The 15,574-nt window shown below is 61.4% G+C and carries 13 protein-coding genes; 2 read left to right on the forward strand and 11 right to left on the reverse strand.

Annotated elements, in window-relative coordinates:
- Positions 1 to 23: 23 nt before the first annotated feature.
- From M8330_RS16190 to cysD, 10 genes are all read right to left on the reverse strand, one after another.
- The gene (locus M8330_RS16190) at positions 24 to 956 is read right to left on the reverse strand and encodes a glycosyltransferase family 2 protein (RefSeq protein ID WP_250828193.1); all 933 of its coding nucleotides are present in this window, start codon (positions 954 to 956) and stop codon (positions 24 to 26) included.
- Positions 956 to 1,732 carry a sulfotransferase family 2 domain-containing protein gene (locus tag M8330_RS16195; RefSeq protein ID WP_284704824.1) on the reverse strand — a complete coding sequence of 259 codons (777 nt, stop codon included), beginning with the start codon at positions 1,730 to 1,732 and terminating at the stop codon, positions 956 to 958. Before M8330_RS16195 ends, M8330_RS16190 begins: the two co-directional genes overlap by 1 nt.
- Positions 1,722 to 2,672 (reverse strand): sulfotransferase, encoded by a 951-nt coding sequence (locus M8330_RS16200; RefSeq protein WP_250828165.1) that lies wholly within the window; start codon positions 2,670 to 2,672, stop codon positions 1,722 to 1,724. The genes M8330_RS16195 and M8330_RS16200 overlap by 11 nt, the downstream gene beginning before the upstream one ends.
- Positions 2,608 to 4,029: a hypothetical protein gene (locus M8330_RS16205; RefSeq protein ID WP_250828195.1), complete on the reverse strand. Its 1,422-nt coding sequence runs from the start codon at positions 4,027 to 4,029 to the stop codon at positions 2,608 to 2,610. The genes M8330_RS16200 and M8330_RS16205 overlap by 65 nt, the downstream gene beginning before the upstream one ends.
- A 10-nt stretch (positions 4,030 to 4,039) precedes the next feature.
- The gene (locus M8330_RS22715) at positions 4,040 to 5,059 is read right to left on the reverse strand and encodes a glycosyltransferase family 4 protein (RefSeq protein ID WP_372490242.1); all 1,020 of its coding nucleotides are present in this window, start codon (positions 5,057 to 5,059) and stop codon (positions 4,040 to 4,042) included.
- Between the two features lie 16 nt (positions 5,060 to 5,075).
- On the reverse strand, positions 5,076 to 6,338 hold the full coding sequence (locus M8330_RS16210; protein ID WP_372490243.1) for a glycosyltransferase family 4 protein: 1,263 nt from the start codon (positions 6,336 to 6,338) through the stop codon (positions 5,076 to 5,078).
- On the reverse strand, positions 6,257 to 7,321 hold the full coding sequence (locus tag M8330_RS22545) for a glycosyltransferase family 4 protein (RefSeq protein WP_308196301.1): 1,065 nt from the start codon (positions 7,319 to 7,321) through the stop codon (positions 6,257 to 6,259). Before M8330_RS22545 ends, M8330_RS16210 begins: the two co-directional genes overlap by 82 nt.
- Entirely contained in the window at positions 7,318 to 8,388 is a 1,071-nt protein-coding gene (locus M8330_RS16220; protein WP_250828167.1) for a lipopolysaccharide biosynthesis protein, read from the reverse strand. Before M8330_RS16220 ends, M8330_RS22545 begins: the two co-directional genes overlap by 4 nt.
- 205 nt (positions 8,389 to 8,593) lie before the next feature.
- Positions 8,594 to 9,880, reverse strand: coding sequence for a sulfate adenylyltransferase subunit 1 (locus tag M8330_RS16225; protein ID WP_250828168.1), 1,287 nt, complete (start codon positions 9,878 to 9,880; stop codon positions 8,594 to 8,596).
- On the reverse strand, positions 9,880 to 10,794 hold the full coding sequence (gene cysD, locus M8330_RS16230; protein WP_250828169.1) for a sulfate adenylyltransferase subunit CysD: 915 nt from the start codon (positions 10,792 to 10,794) through the stop codon (positions 9,880 to 9,882). The genes M8330_RS16225 and cysD overlap by 1 nt, the downstream gene beginning before the upstream one ends.
- A gap of 172 nt (positions 10,795 to 10,966) precedes the next feature.
- Here cysD and M8330_RS16235 point away from each other — a divergent pair, with 172 nt between their 5' ends.
- Both M8330_RS16235 and M8330_RS16240 read left to right on the forward strand, forming a co-directional pair.
- Positions 10,967 to 12,133 (forward strand): nucleotide sugar dehydrogenase, encoded by a 1,167-nt coding sequence (locus M8330_RS16235; RefSeq protein WP_250828170.1) that lies wholly within the window; start codon positions 10,967 to 10,969, stop codon positions 12,131 to 12,133.
- A 199-nt stretch (positions 12,134 to 12,332) separates the two neighbouring features.
- Positions 12,333 to 14,501 carry an acyltransferase family protein gene (locus tag M8330_RS16240; protein WP_250828171.1) on the forward strand — a complete coding sequence of 723 codons (2,169 nt, stop codon included), beginning with the start codon at positions 12,333 to 12,335 and terminating at the stop codon, positions 14,499 to 14,501.
- A 59-nt stretch (positions 14,502 to 14,560) separates the two neighbouring features.
- Here the strand turns inward: M8330_RS16240 and M8330_RS16245 are convergent, their stop codons facing one another.
- Positions 14,561 to 15,574: a sulfite exporter TauE/SafE family protein gene (locus M8330_RS16245; protein WP_250828172.1), complete on the reverse strand. Its 1,014-nt coding sequence runs from the start codon at positions 15,572 to 15,574 to the stop codon at positions 14,561 to 14,563.

Here is a 15,574-nt window from a genome sequence, read left to right on the forward strand (position 1 = left end):
CCGAAAGTCGCTTCGCTATCCCGCTACCGAAAACTACGGCGGACTTCCTCGCAGTAGCGGAGAACCTGACGTGCTTGACCCAGCGTCGCGGAAACATTCACTACAAACATGCGCAACCCTGGCCGGCCGCCGAACTGGCTCCGGAGTCCCCACCCCAGCCCAGGCTGCAACTCCGTGCCCAATAAGACGCGACGAGCGATATAGGCCCGAAACCCCAGCCAGTCAGCTACAAGACCAACACCCACCATCTCATTCCAAGCCATCGCGCGGACCCTCTCCACCGTCAACTCGCGCCGTCCGTCTCCCGAGCCCCGTTCCGCAGGGAAATGATTAACCTGGCAAGACGGGTCGTAGATCAACGCGTAGCCCTGAGCTCGAATGAAGCTGCTCAGCACCAACTCCGACCGATACTGAGCTCCGACTCCCTTCACGACTTCCCCGAGATCCAACTGGTTCACGGCTAAACGCCGCATGGACATGTTGGCGCCCTTTAAGGAATGGGTCGAACGAGCCGAGCCACCGCCTCGATGATGGCCAGAAGTGATAGCACCAAACCTCGTGATGAGGCCTACTCGCACACCTTCGTCGACAGAAACATCGCCTTGAATGTTGTCCCGGCCCCCCACGCCACCAACACGGTGATGGACGTAGGCTGCCAGATGCCGACTCGCCCAAGTTGCCTCAGGTATCGCGTCGTCGTCGCAGAAGGCAACAATGTCGCAACTCGCTGCTCGGTAACCGGCCGTGAGGGCGGCGGCGAACCCTGGCAAGTCAACTTGAACCACCCGGGCGCCGAACTTGGCAGCTGCGACGTGGGTGGCGAGATCGTCGGCACGGGCAACCACAATCAACTCTGACACAGCCCCGGATTCTCGTTGGGCGACCAACGATTCCAGTGCGTTAGCAAGGATTTCGGGGCGACCGACGCTACAGACCACAGCACTCAGAGACAGCATCACGGACTCCCGTACCTACGCTTGGCGACCTCAAACAACTTCACGTCTAAAGAGTTTATCTCGGCAAGGACCCTGAGTTCTCTCGCTGAGATGCGGGACATCGAACCCAGTCGAATCGCTGCAAGATCCAGCCGACCTTGCTGCAAGGCACGTGCCGCACGAAGACACCGACCGAGCAAGCCCACTCGCGCCTTCTTCTCAACAGAAGCGCTAACCTCCCAGCCAAACAGCTCTCTCACACGGCGTTCAAGCTGTCCGTCCTCCAAAATGAGCACAGCGTCGAAGTTTCCTAACCGACGCAGCGCCATATCGAGGGCTTCAGTTTCCTCCATGTCCTCATGCCAATCCCGCCCCACTAGAGTTCTGACATAGTAGTTGTCCCGAGCCCAATTACCGCCCTCAAACGCCTGCCACGAGTTCACATTGCGCCACGATGTGTATCCGCCTTGCACATCAAAGGTGTAGTTAGACACAATTCTTGAGATGGGGTCGCGAAGAATGGTGAACGAGAACGAGTTTTCATCTTCAAGTGCTGCCAAAGGCAGTCCCCACTCGCTCGCCGCGAAAGTTACTCCATCCTCCTTCAAGCCGCGGAGATAGGTTCTAAACCCTCGGTCGGACATCTCCCATGTGCGGACGGGGCGACCGTCCTCACGGTGAGGATTTCCGTTATGTGAATGCTCGGCAAACTTTTCACCGTTCGCTAAAGCCAAGGAGACCACCGAAGAGCCAGCGACCTTATGAAAGTGATGAAACCAAATAAATCTACTGCGCATTCCTACCCCGCCTCAAAAACCAGAAGACTGGCGCCCCCAAAACTTTGGCCAACAAGGAATACCCAGGCTCCAGCTCTCGACGCCAAGCGTCATCAACAACGATTTCCTGAGAACGGTATCGGGTAGGGTTCCCAGCCACTGTATGCGTTGGCACAGTCGAGCCCTCATTCTTCAGCCTCAAAGCCACGTTTGAAGAAGTGCATTCCAATACAGAGGTAACACTCTCGTCAAGATCGAGGACGTAATCTTCGTAGGCCAGGGAGAGGCGCCGATCCGCCGGAACGGATCTGGCCGCAAGGAGGATGACCGCGTTCTGAACATTCCAAGCAAGCACTTGGCGCACACTGTAAACGATCCTACGAATGTCTAGCGCTCCAGGCGACTCGTTGCCACGAATGAATCTCTTTGACACCGCAAAGAGGTATGCAGTTGGGTTGCGCCAGACATGTACCACTGTCATATCAAACAGCCCCGACTTCAACAGGGCATGGAGACGATATGGATCCTTCGACGAATCTACGAGTATTACCGGACGTAACGCATCGCGCGCCAGAAGGCTGGAATACATCTCAAGAATTTCCAGCGTGTTCTGCGCATAGCGCAAATTGCGGCGACTCACACCTTTTATCAGCATGCGTACTAGTTCCATGGGACGCAGAGTCCGCCCCGCATTGTGTTGTTCGCGGAACATCCTGAGACTGGGCGCCATCTCCTCACGCCCGCTAAGCCCGAACTCCCGAATGATCTCGCTCCACACCGGACAATTCGTCACCAAGTTTCCGCATGCGCAAGGCCGCTCGGGAGACAGGGCCTCATGTGGAAGCAGATGCAACTCTCCAACCGTGGCAACACCGGGCATCTGCCCCAGCCTGCTCTCAAGAAGAGTTGAGCCGCTCCGGCCGATACTGGCCACGTAGATAAGGGGAAGCCGATTCTCCATAACAGTCCTCGTTCGTCACGCACTTACTTTGTCGAAGGAATCCAATGCCCACAATATACGAAAGAAGAAGTCCTGTCGTGGATATAGTGAGATTCCCAGACTGCAGATAGACAAGGCCCACAAACGCAGCGCTCATGGCCGCTTGGTCCTCGAGGGTCCTGACCAGGCCCATACCTCGTACAATCCGGACGAGTAGAACTAGATAAACAGTCAGAAAAAGTAGGAACGCCAGGGGGCCGGCAACGACTGCCATGTTGACAATCGCATTGTCGACACTTTTAACAGAATTTCCGGAGCCTCCAAAGCCTGAACCGAGCGGACTCGTCAAGGACGCCTCAAGAACTTCAACAAGTGCAAGACGGGCACGTACAGATGAGTCCTCTAATCCTCCGAACTCGGTGTACCGTCTGGCGCTGAACGTTTGCGATTCTGTCCCGCTTAGTTGGCCAACGCCAAAACTCAAAAAGAGCACTACCGCCACCGTCGCTATGGCACAGCCCAAAATGAGTTTTGGCGACCTACGCGCTGCTGCAGTTATCGCCACGGCGAGCAGAACCGCGACAATAGCCGTCCGAACACCAGTCAAGAACAACGCCACGGAGATGACTGGGATTGAGGTCAGGCAAAGTAGCCGAGAACTGAGACCAAATGACGTGTCCATTGCTCGATACCCAGCCACAATTACGCAGACAGAAAGCAAGAACGAGAAGGCGCCGGGAGCTTCTGCCGTTCCGAAGACTCGGACATACATCGGAAACGGCTGGCCAATGCTTTCCAGGCCAGAGGCGATCATCCAAGACGCGTCCCATCTCGGAAGGATAAAGAATTGTACGATTCCGTATGTTGCGAGCACGAGCCCCAGCGCCGGAAGCAATCGATATAGAATCGCCCAAATATCTGGAAGCCAGCCAACCGTGGGCGCAATCATCAGCGTCAAGCACATTAACGTCATTCCAAGGGCATAGCCCGAACTGGCGGAAAGCCCGTTGATGAGGCTAGCAACGACAAGGATTGAACCTAGACCCGTCATGCCGAAGACAATTAGTCGAGAATCCAGAGTTGCCGTGCGCCGATGCTTCAAGAAGGCGAGAGCGAACAAAGCTAGGGGTACGAGCAGAAGAGGATCATAGTCCACACGTCCGCCACTACTCAGACGCCGAAGTAGTCCCAGAGCAGAAACAAGTACAACAGCCATACATACCAGCGTCCGAGATCCAGTAACCCCAAACATGACTATGGCCACGAAGGCACCGAGCACGAGCAGGACCGGGACAGAAGTGATTGCATACCCCACCGCCACACCTGCACACATCCAGGTCGAGCCCAGTAGCAATGCCCCCGAAAGCCTGCTCAACATGCTTGGCTCCCTACGCGTGAACCGAATTGTGGATAATGGGCACCAACTGCTTGGCATCCCCCATGCGCCTAAACGTGTCGGCAAACCTCCCCGACTCCACGGCGGGCAAACCAGCCACCGCAGCCTCTTCAATGAACCGAACGAGACTCTCCCTATAGTCCTGGTCCGGCTTGATGATTAGGGCCTTCGGGAAAGCCAACTGTTCTGCGATAAATGTCGCTCCCGGATTTGGCGTCGCCAAGACTGCCGTACCTGCGCAAAGAGCTTCCGCACTCGGGATACCGAATCCTTCATAGGAACTCGGCGCAAGGAGTATCCAACTCTCCCCCATTACGCGCTGAACCTGATGGTCAGGCGCACCGGAAACGTGTGTGACCCACGGCTCCCAGTAAGCCTTGTCCTCTGCTGGACCGAATACGGTCAGCTGAGCATCGGGCCAACGTTTCCGCACTCCACTCCACGCCTCCTGTGCAAGGTGACCACGCTTTCTCCCATGAAAGCTTCCGACAAAGACCGCACTTGGCCCGGATGACTTGGACCCGGTCTCACAGTCGACTGGCCAGAACGGGGGAATTATTTGGTCGCATGAAAATAAGTTAAGCGATTCCAGACCAACGGCGATGCGATAACTTGATTTGCGCGCAGACCATGACTCCAGTGCAGATAGAACATAATGGTTTAACGCCCTGATGCCGGAACTTGACTGAGCTTCGCGCAACGCCGAGCCATGGAATATCCGAATCAGTGGAGTACGCTCAGGGATAGACCAGTCATCTCCGTGAGAAATGATGACATCGGGGTTCAACTGCTTGACAACGTTTGCGACCCTGATGGGTGCAACATAGTACCTGTTCACCCGTCCCCGGAGACTCCCTGAGGAAACGAGAGCCACGCCGTCAAGTGGTCTGGGGTTCGGGCCCGTTACGACGGTGAGCTGGAACTCGTCCCGCAACTGTTCGGCTAGCCGGTACGAGTATCGACCGACGCCTCCACTATGGCCATCCACTGCGGGCCACTCCAGAGCCAGCATACATACTCGCAAAACGCTACCTCAGAGAACTAGATAAGTAGGATCCGCCATGGCCGGAAGACACTCCCTCTAGCCAAACAAACTGTTCATGCGCCAGCGTAGCAATGTCGAACTTTGAGGCGCGCTGCATTCCCAACTGTGCCATCTTTCGACGACTCGCATCGTCCATGTTAAGGACTGTTTGCATGGCCGTCGCGAGGCTGGACACCGATCGGGGTTCGTACAGAAACCCATTTTCTCCAGATCCTATTACTTCCACAGGACCTCCCTCGCCGCTAGCGATGACGACCAGGCCAGAAGCCATCCCTTCAACAACAACAGATCCGAACGGCTCCGGCACTGTGGATGAGTGCACCAGTACGTGACACCCTTGCAACGTTTCGTGCGGACTAGAACTATGCCCCTCGAACGAGATGTGCTCCAGTAGATCAAGCTCACTGGCGAGAGCAACTAGCTCAGCCAAGTAGCCTTCCTCGCCAAAGATGGGGGCACCAATTATTCGCAAGCGCGTTTCAGGATTGCGCAATCGCACTTCATGAAACGCACGGATGGCGAGTTCCTGTCCTTTCCAGGGCGAGATCCGTCCTAGTACGACGAAAATCGTCGCCCCAGACTCGTGGTAGTCGCCACCATCAGCTGGATTCCAGGCTGCCACGTCTATACCCGGCGGCACGACCAACCAGTTTTGACTTTGGGAAATGTGAATGGTGTCAAGCGTTGCGCGGCTGTTAGCTATAATACCGGTAAAGAATTTCGGGAAGATTCGCGAGAGCAGGAACGTCCATATCTCAGATTTCAGGTAGTCTGTTGCGAGTCGGTCGTGGACACTCCAGACTTTCGTTCCAGCCAGCCGCTTTGAAATTGCTGAAACAATCAAGGCGCTCGGAAGACTCCGCGCAACGACCACGTCGAAGCACGAGGTACTAAATTCCGAACGCAGGCGCATGACCGCGGAAGTTGCGGACACCGCCTTTCCTAGTTTTGGAACTCTGTTTAGAATGTCGCCTAAGCGAGATCTGCGAGCCGTGGGACTCAGGATGCATACCTGAGCACCGGCATTACGAAGCCGGTCAGCCACGGGACCGTCCTGAACGCTAAAGACCGTGACGTCGGCAAACTCTGGCCTAGCCTCCACTGTTCTAGCAAGGGACAGTTCCGCGCCAGACTCCGCCAGCGAGTGAACAACAAATGCCACCTTCAATTCGCCAGCTCCTGATATAGGCTCAAATGCTGGCGTGCGACGTTCTCCCAGTTGAACCGTCCGGCGCTCGCTATGCACTGCTCAGATGATGGGCGGTTACCCTCCAATGCGCCAATGATCCGTTCGGCCAGAGCTTCGCTAGAGGCAGGAGGAACGACGAGCGAGGTATCGAGGCCAGCGACCGTGCCAGCCAGGCCTCCGACATTAGTCACTACCACGGGTCGTCCTCGTGCTTGAGACTCGATTGAGATCAGGCCAAACCCTTCGAGTGCAACACTGGGCACCACCGTCATCCAAGACTTGGCGTAAATCTCGTCAAGCATTTCGTCGCTCAGTCGACCCATAAACTGAACGCTCCCGATCGGGAGTTTCTGTGCCAGAGCCCGGAGATCCGCGTCCTGCGACCCAACACCCACGATCGCTAATCGTGCATCTGGCAAGCTCCGGACAACCTGTCGCCAAGATTCTAAGAGTACGTCAATGCCCATCCGTTTTTCGAGACGTCGAACACATACAACAAGGGGCCGATCGGATTGCCGATCGGTCGATGATAAGTTTGGGGACACCATTGAGACCCCTGGTTGAATGATGTGAATCTTGTTCAGGGGGACTTGGTAGTCATCATGCAACAGTTCTTTGAAGCTCGCGCTTAAGACTACTGCAGCATCGATGTTTCGGTACGCGGCCTTCTCGACACTGCGCTTGGCCAAAACCCGCAATGGGGAAGCACCCGAAACTACGCTCTCTTCCGCCCAGGGCCCGTGGAAATGGAATACACGACGAGAGCCGGTAGGCCAGTATCCGTAAAGCGCGAAGTGGCGGTCTAAGATATCGGGTCTAACATCGCCGGCCCGTCTTGATCGACTCCGGATGATGTTCCGTGGGGTGCGCCCGGGAGCCCCCCATGTCTCCTGGTACGAGTCTTTGACCTGGCCGAATGCAACTGCTTTGATGTTAGCCACGCCCAAGTCAGCAAGCGCACCCGAGAGATTCGTAAAATAGCGATTCAGGCCCCCAGGGCGAGAATCGAACCACTCCGATCCCTGCATCTGTATCTTCATCTACGGTCACCTCTATCAGTGCGCCAAAGCGTACGCGCCATACTCGATTGTGAGAACGTCGGAATCAGCCGGGCTAGCGCTCCAAAGGCCGCGGCCGCCGCTAAGCTCCAAGCGTCAGGTGACCCTTCTGAGAAGGAGACCAGAAGAATGCCCACCATCAGCGCCGCTAAACCCAAGATGCTGGACATCGCCAAGCCTCGCGCCTCCTTTGAAACAGAGTCACGCAGCACTTGCCATGACCATTGGTCTCGAAATACTTGCGCTATGCATAGGATAGCAGTTGCTAATCCTAGCCCCTCGAAACCAGGTCCGAAAATGATTGGCCCGAGCAGATCGACCGTTGCGGATACCATCAACCCTGCCAGGACGGCCATGATAATTCGCAGCCGATCAGCACGTTTGGTAGTCGTGACGCTTTCCTTCATCAGCCGACCGTAGGAAACTTGATTAATCGCCTGCGTCAGCGCCCCGCTGGCAGACGCGCATGTCGAGGCTATTGCGTAGATGCCCAGCGCAGTGGGGCTCAACACGATCGCCCCCGCGAGCATGTCTAACCTTCGACTGACGTTGTCAATGCCCACGGTCAGCCAGTAGCGACCGGAAAAGCTCCAATCTACTGGGGTGCCTGTGGCCACGGCAGAGAGTTGCTTGAGGGCAAAGCAAATCGATATCAGGTTCGCAAGCAGTGCCGACCCCATCGTGAGGCCGAACGCCCACCAGAAGTCGAGTTGTCCCAAGAGGCCTACGACGATTATTCCCAGGGAAGGGACGGTGAGGGGGATGGCTCGAACTACGTTGACCTCAACCGTCTTGGCTTCGGCGAGGATTATCTCCTGGGCAATTAGTGCAAACCCGAGGACCGGCAATGAAACTGCCGTTACGCAAACGGCGTAGTAGACATCGGTGCCACGGCTTGCCAAAAGTGGCGCCAAGCATACGATTGACGCTAGACCCAATAGTGAGAGGGCCCCGACGGAAAGCATTCCACGTAAACTGATCAACCGAGTACGTACGTACTGTAAAGCAAGGGTTCTGGGCAGCCCGAAGAAGAGAACATAGTTGACCACGCCCAGGACGGAAAGGCTGGCCGCTAATTCCCCCCGACCGTCAGGGCCGAGGGATCGTGCCAACACCGGCGCTGAAGCTAGAGAAAGGCCCATGCCTACATAGGTGACCGCCACAGTCCCCAAAACACGTCTAGCATGCTTAATTCGCGACGTATCCAAGTGACGAGTCACCTGTTTCGTAGGCATGGGCCTAACATTTGGCACGTCAGAGGATCATTCCGGCTCCCACAGTCACCCCTGTCCCCTCATCAATGAGGATGAAGGATCCAGTGGTGCGATTCTTGGAGTACGAGTCTGAGAGCAGGGGAACCGTGGTGCGGAGCTGCACCCGGCCAATCTCGTTGACACCGAGTTCACCGGCTTCCTGGTCACGGTGCAGCGTGTTGACGTCCAATCGGTACTGGATGTCCTTCACCATGGCCCGAGCGGTGCGGGTGGTGTGCTTGATGGCGAGCTTCTGCCGGTTCTTCAGCGGCGTCGTCGTCATCCAGCAGACCATCGCGTCGATGTCCTGGGACGGGCTCGGGGCGTTCTTCACGCGGGCGATCATGTCGCCGCGGGAGACGTCCACGTCGTCCTCGAGCCGGACCGTCACCGACATGGGCGGGTAGGCCTCGGTGATCTCCTGGTCGAAGAGGTCGATGCCGGCGATCTTGGAGGTCATGCCGCTGGGCAGCACGACAACCTCGTCGCCAGGCTTCATAACGCCGCCTGCCACCTGGCCGGCGTAGCCGCGGTAGTCGTGGAACTCGTCGCTCTTCGGGCGCACCACGTACTGGACGGGGAACCGGGCGTCGATGAGGTCGCGGTCGGAGGCGACGTGCACGTTCTCGAGGTGGTGCAGCAGCGTGGGCCCGGAGTACCAGGACATCGCCTCACTGCGGTTCACCACGTTGTCGCCGGCCAACGCCGAGATCGGGATGACGGTGAGGTCGGGGATCGAGAGCTTTGTCGCGAACTGGGTGAACTCGTCGTGGATCTTGGTGAAGACCTCCTCGGAGTAGTCCACCAGGTCCATCTTGTTCACGGCCAGCACGAGGTGCGGGACCCGGAGCAGTGACAGGATCACCGCGTGGCGGCGGGACTGCTCGGTGAGGCCCTGGCGAGCGTCGACGAGCACGAGGCCGAGGTCGGCGGTGGAGGCACCGGTGACCATGTTCCGGGTGTACTGCACGTGGCCCGGGGTGTCGGCGATGATGAACTTGCGCTTGGGCGTCGCGAAGTAGCGGTAGGCCACGTCGATGGTGATGCCCTGCTCGCGCTCGGAACGCAGACCGTCGGTCAGCAGCGCGAGGTCGGTGTAGTCGTAGCCCTTGCCCTTGGACGTGGTCTCCACGGCCTCGAGCTGGTCCTCGAAGATCGACTTGGAGTCGAGCAGCAGGCGACCGATGAGGGTCGACTTGCCGTCGTCCACGGAGCCGGCGGTGGCGAACCGCAGGAGGTCCATGTGCGTCGTGACGTTCTCGACGACGTCCGTGATGTCCTCGGCCATCAGAAGTAGCCCTCCTTCTTGCGGTCCTCCATGGCGGCCTCGGAGAACTTGTCGTCACCGCGGGTCTCGCCGCGCTCGGTCACGCGGGCCACCGCGATCTCTTCGATGATCTGCTCGATGGTGCCCGCGGTGGACTCCACGCAGCCGGTGAGCGTGATGTCACCGCAGGTGCGGAAGCGGACGTCGCGCTCCTCGGCGACCTCGCCGTCCTTGCACGGGTTCAGCGGGGTCTCGGTCATCAGCATGCCGTTGCGCTTGAACACGCGGCGCTTGTGGCTGTAGTAGATGCTCGGGATCTCGATCTCCTCGCGAGCGATGTAGGACCACACGTCCAGCTCGGTCCAGTTGGAGATCGGGAAGATGCGCATGTGCTCGCCCTCGTGCAGGCGGCCGTTGTAGAGGCTCCAGAGCTCGGGGCGCTGGTTCTTCGGGTCCCACTGGCCGAACTCGTCGCGGTGCGAGTAGACGCGCTCCTTGGCGCGGGCCTTCTCCTCATCCCGGCGGCCACCACCGAAGGCGGCGGTGAAGCCGTTCTCCTCGATGGCGTTGAGCAGAGTGCCGATCTGCATGCGGTTGCGGCTGGTCTTGCCGTCGTCGACCACCACGCCGTTGGCGATGGCGTCGTCGATGCTGGCGACCACGAGGTTGAGACCGAGACGGTCGACCCAGTTGTCACGCGTCTGCATGACCTCCGGGAAGTCCAGGCCCGTGTCGATCTGCATGATCGGGAACGGGATCTTGGCCGGGTAGAACGCCTTCTCCGCGAGGCGGAGCATGACGATCGAGTCCTTGCCGCCCGAGAACATCAGGACGGGCTTCTCGAACTCGGCGGCGACCTCACGGATGATGTGGATCGACTCCGCCTCCAGCTGGTCGAGCTGACTCAGCCGGTAGTCGGCGTGGGTGTCGGGCATGCTTGATGGACCTCTCCTGTTGGGAAGCAGGCGTCACTGTAGCCGTGCCGCACGAGTAGGTCCGAACCTGAGGCCACAATTCGCGTTACTAGCGTCACGTGATCCTTCACGCATCACGTGCCGGTCTGCCGTTCGTCACCACGCTGACACATCTGACACCTAGGCTGCGGGCATGAAGATCGCCGTCGCCGGACTGGGCTACGTGGGCCTCTCCAACGCCGTCATCCTCGCCCAGCACGACGAGGTGTGGGCGGTGGACCTCGACGTAGCGCGCGTGGACATGGTCAACCGTCGCGAGTCGCCGCTGGTCGACGCCGAGCTCACGGAGTACCTCTCCACCCGCGAGCTCAACCTGACCGCCACGTCCGACGGGGATTCGGCCTACGCCGGCGCCAAGTTCGTCATCGTCGCGACGCCCACCGACTACGACCCCGACACCAACTACTTCAACACCGGGTCCGTCGAGTCGGTCATCAAGCAGGTGCGGGCGGTCAACCCGACCGCGGTCATCGTCATCAAGTCCACCGTGCCCGTGGGCTTCACCGCCAAGATGCGCGGCGAGCACCTGGGCGCCCACATCGTCTTCAGCCCCGAGTTCCTCCGCGAGGGCCGCGCGCTCTACGACAACCTCCACCCCTCCCGCATCGTGGTGGGCGACCGCGCCGAGGACGGCAAGCGCTTCGCCGACCTGCTGCTCGAGGGCGCGGAAGAGACCGACGTCCCCGTCCTGCTGGTGGACTCCACCGAGGCCGAGGCGATCAAGCTCTTCGCCAACACCTACCTCGCGCTGCGCGTCGCCTACTTCAACGAGCTCGACACCTACGCCGCCACGCACGGCCTGTCGACCGCCCAGATCATCGAGGGCGTCGGGCTCGACCCCCGCATCGGCTCGCACTACAACAACCCCAGCTTCGGCTACGGCGGCTACTGCCTGCCGAAGGACACCAAGCAGCTCATGGCCAACTACGCCGAGGTGCCGCAGAACCTCATCGGCGCGATCGTCGACGCCAACACGACCCGCAAGGACTTCGTGGCCGCCGACATCCTCCGCCGGCGCCCGCAGACCGTCGGCGTCTACCGACTGGTGATGAAGGAGGGCTCGGACAACTTCCGCATGTCCTCCATCCAGGGTGTGATGAAGCGGCTCAAGGCCAAGGGCGTCGAGGTCGTCATCTACGAGCCCACGCTGGAGGACGAGCTGTTCTTCAACTCCGAGGTCGTGCGGGACCTCGACGAGTTTAAGAAGCGGTGCGACGTCATCATCGCCAACCGCAAGCACGAGGACCTCGAGGACGTGGACGACCGCGTCTACACCCGAGACATCTACGGGCGGGACTGAGCGTGCTCGGCGGGGTCTCGACGTGCGCTCGTCGCCGGGGCTCCTCGCTGCTCGACCACCAAGGGAAGTGACCGGCGGGTAGGGCCGTAGGTAAACGCGCCGACCCGAGGAATCGTCATGGTTCCCCGTATTGTCCTGCGGAGCACAGCCCCCGGCGTGGCAGGGCCGCGGGGAGAGCCGAGCACCAGGGAGCCGAACGTTGCCCACGGGCGAGCACCGCACAGAGACCAGCCGCGTCGGCACGCGGCCCGCCCCGGCGACGGGGACACCGGCGAAGAAGCCGTCCGGCAAACGTCTCGACATCCAGGGCCTGCGCGCGATCGCCGTGGGCGTCGTGGTGCTCAACCACCTGCTCGACTGGCCGCACGGCGGGTTCGTCGGCGTCGACGTCTTCTTCGTCATCTCCGGCTACCTGATCACCGGCCGCCTGCTGCGCACCGCCGGCACCAAGAGCGTCGGCCAGTACTTCTACACCTTCTACAAGCTCCGCGCCCGCCGCATCCTCCCGGCCGGCCTGCTGGTCATCGGCCTCACCATCGTGGCCGCGCAGCTCGTCTTCGGCGGGGTGCGGGCCCACAACGTCCTCGTGGACGGCGGGTGGGCAGCCATCTTCCTGGCCAACTGGCACTTCGCCAGCGCCGGCACCAACTACTTCGAGGCCGGCGACGGCGAGTCTCCGCTCCAGCACTACTGGTCGCTCTCGGTCGAGGAGCAGTTCTACGTCGTCTGGCCGGTGCTCGTGCTGCTGGCCGTCATCCTGCTCCAGCGCCGCTTCGCCGCCCACGGTCTCTCCGACCGCACCCGCGACCTCACCGTCGGCGCCATGGCCGTGGTGCTCTCCCTGGCCGGGTTCGCCTACTCGCTGCACCAGACGGCCGCCGAGCCCACCGCCGCGTACTTCTCCACCCTGAGCCGCTCCTGGGAGCTCGGGGCCGGCGCTGCGCTGGCGTGCTTCCTCCCCCACGTCCGCAAGATCCCGCGCGGCTGGGCCGAGGTGCTGTCGGTGGCCGGTGTCGCGATCATCGCCGTCGCCGTGTTCATCACGCCCAGCACCAACGGTTTCCCCGGCCCCTGGGCCGCGCCCGCCGTGCTCGGCTCGGCCCTGGTGATCGCCGCCGGCAGCATCGGCACCGCGCACGTGCGGAACGTCCTGCTGACCAACCGCGCCTCCACGTTCCTCGGCGACATCTCCTACTCGGTCTACCTCGTGCACTTCCCGCTCGTGGTGATCATGGGCGTGCTGCTGCCGCAGGACGACCTCTTCCGCTGGCTCGCCGTGCTCGGCGGCACCGTGGGCCTCTCGACGCTGATCTTCTACTTCGTCGAGGAGCCGTTCCGCGACTTCCGCACCGGCATCCACCCCGACCTGAGGAACAAGTTCTTCTACGGCGCCGCGCCGGTCCTCATGGCCATGTGCCTGACCGTCCCTATCCTGGTCCGGCCCATCCCGCCGGGCGTGGACAGCAAGACCTTCCTGGCCCTCGGTGAAGCCCAGGCCGAGGTCGACCGCAAGCTCGCCAACGGCGACGACTCCTCCACCGTGCAGCTCCAGTCGGCGCTGCTGGACTCTGTGCAGGCCACCAGTTGGCCGAACGACCTCGACCCCGCCATCGGCGACGCCCCGCGCGCCGACCGCATCGCGCCGGTGTTCCCCAGCTCCTGCAACGAGGTGGACGAGGCGCTCACGCCCGAGCAGTGCACCAGCGGCGCCGACGACGCCGAGCACAGCGCCGTGCTGATCGGTGACTCCATCACCATGTGGCTGGCCACCGCCTTCGAGGACCTGCACGCCTCCGGCGACCCGCTGGTCGACGACTGGCAGGTCACCGACCTCGGCACCAGCGGCTGCAGCTTCTCCAGCAACGTCTCCCAGGTGCGTGGCTTCAGCCGCGCCGACCGGGCCGGCTGCCAGAGCCGCGTCAGCGACGCCCTCGACTACATCGAGCAGACCCAGCCCGACCTGGTGCTGATGACGATCAACCTGCGCAAGGACAAGCGCATCCCGTTCGTCACCTCCACGCTGAAGGCGCTCTCGGCCGACAGCAAGGTCGTCTTCGTGATGCCGCCGCCGATGACCGGCAACCCGGCCGAGTGCTACACCTCGCTCAGCGAGCCGGCCGACTGCGCCACCACCGTGCAGAAGGACTGGAAGAAGTACCGCGCCAAGATGCGCGACGAGCTGCCCGAGTTCGGCGGCACGGTGCTCGACACCAAGGACCTGTTCTGCATCGCCGAGCAGTGCCCGGCGTTCGTCGCCACGACGCCGACCAAGGCGGACGGGCTGCACCCGCTGGCGTCCTACGTGGACTACATGCAGGGCGCGTTCAGCGAGCTCATCGACAAGCGCGGGACGCTGGACCTCTCCTGAGGTCCCGCGCCCCGCGCTGGGTCGTACTCTTCTACCCCGGCCGGCGGCCGGCCGGGGGTCTACTCGCGCTTCTCGCGCTCCCGCTGCTCCGGGGAGCCGGCGTAGTTCCACGTGTCGAGCTCGGAGACCGTCGGCAGGCCGCGGAACGGCAGCCCTTCTCGCCGGCGCAGGACGCCCCACACCACGGGCAGCAGCACGACGACGACGAGGCCGGTGGCGACGGTCAGCCACGGGTTGTAGGTGTCCTCGCCCAGCGGCGCCCAGCCGGACTTGTCCAGCAGGGCCTCGCCCGACATCGCCAGGACGACCACGATGCCGCGGCGGATGAGCGACTGCGGCACGTGCGGGGCGATCTTGGCGCCCAGAAGGGTGCCGGGCACGGAGCCGACGATGAGCGGGATGGTGAGCTCCCAGTCGAGGCCGTGGATCGCGATGTTGGAGATCGCGGCGGCCAGCACGAGCGGCACGGCCTGCACGAGGTCGGTGCCGACCAGCTTCACCGCGGAGAGCCCCGGGTAGAGCATCAGCAGGGCGATCATGATGACCGAGCCCGAGCCGACGCTGGTCACGCCCACGAGGAGTCCGCCCAGCACGCCCACGAGCAGCGTGGGGATCGGGCGGATCTTCGGGTCGGGGTCGCCCGGGTCACCGCCGGCGCGCACCCGCTTGAGGTTGATGTAGAGCCGCAGCGCGTAGGTGAGCGCGGCGAAGAGCAGCGCGAAGCCGATGGCGACCTTGAGGACGTAGTCCAGCTGGTCGGGGTCCGTGGTGAGCCGCTTGACCAGGAACGGGCCGATGAACGCCATCGGCACCGAGCCGAGGATCAGCCAGCCCGCCAGCTTCAGGTTGGGCGAGCCCTCCTTGTAGTGCATCGCCGCGCCGCCGGTCTTGTAGACCGCGGCCGCGGTGAGGTCGGCGGTCACGACCGTGGCGGCCTCACCGCCACCGACACCGAGGAAGAGCAGCGCCGGGGTCATCAGGGCGCCACCGCCCATGCCGGTGAGACCGACGACCACGCCGACCACGAAGCCGGCGACGACGACCGAGAGGGCCGTCCAGGTGAGGAGCTCCAT

It is taken from the genome of Nocardioides bruguierae, assembly GCF_023656415.1.
GTDB lineage: Bacteria > Actinomycetota > Actinomycetes > Propionibacteriales > Nocardioidaceae > Nocardioides > Nocardioides bruguierae.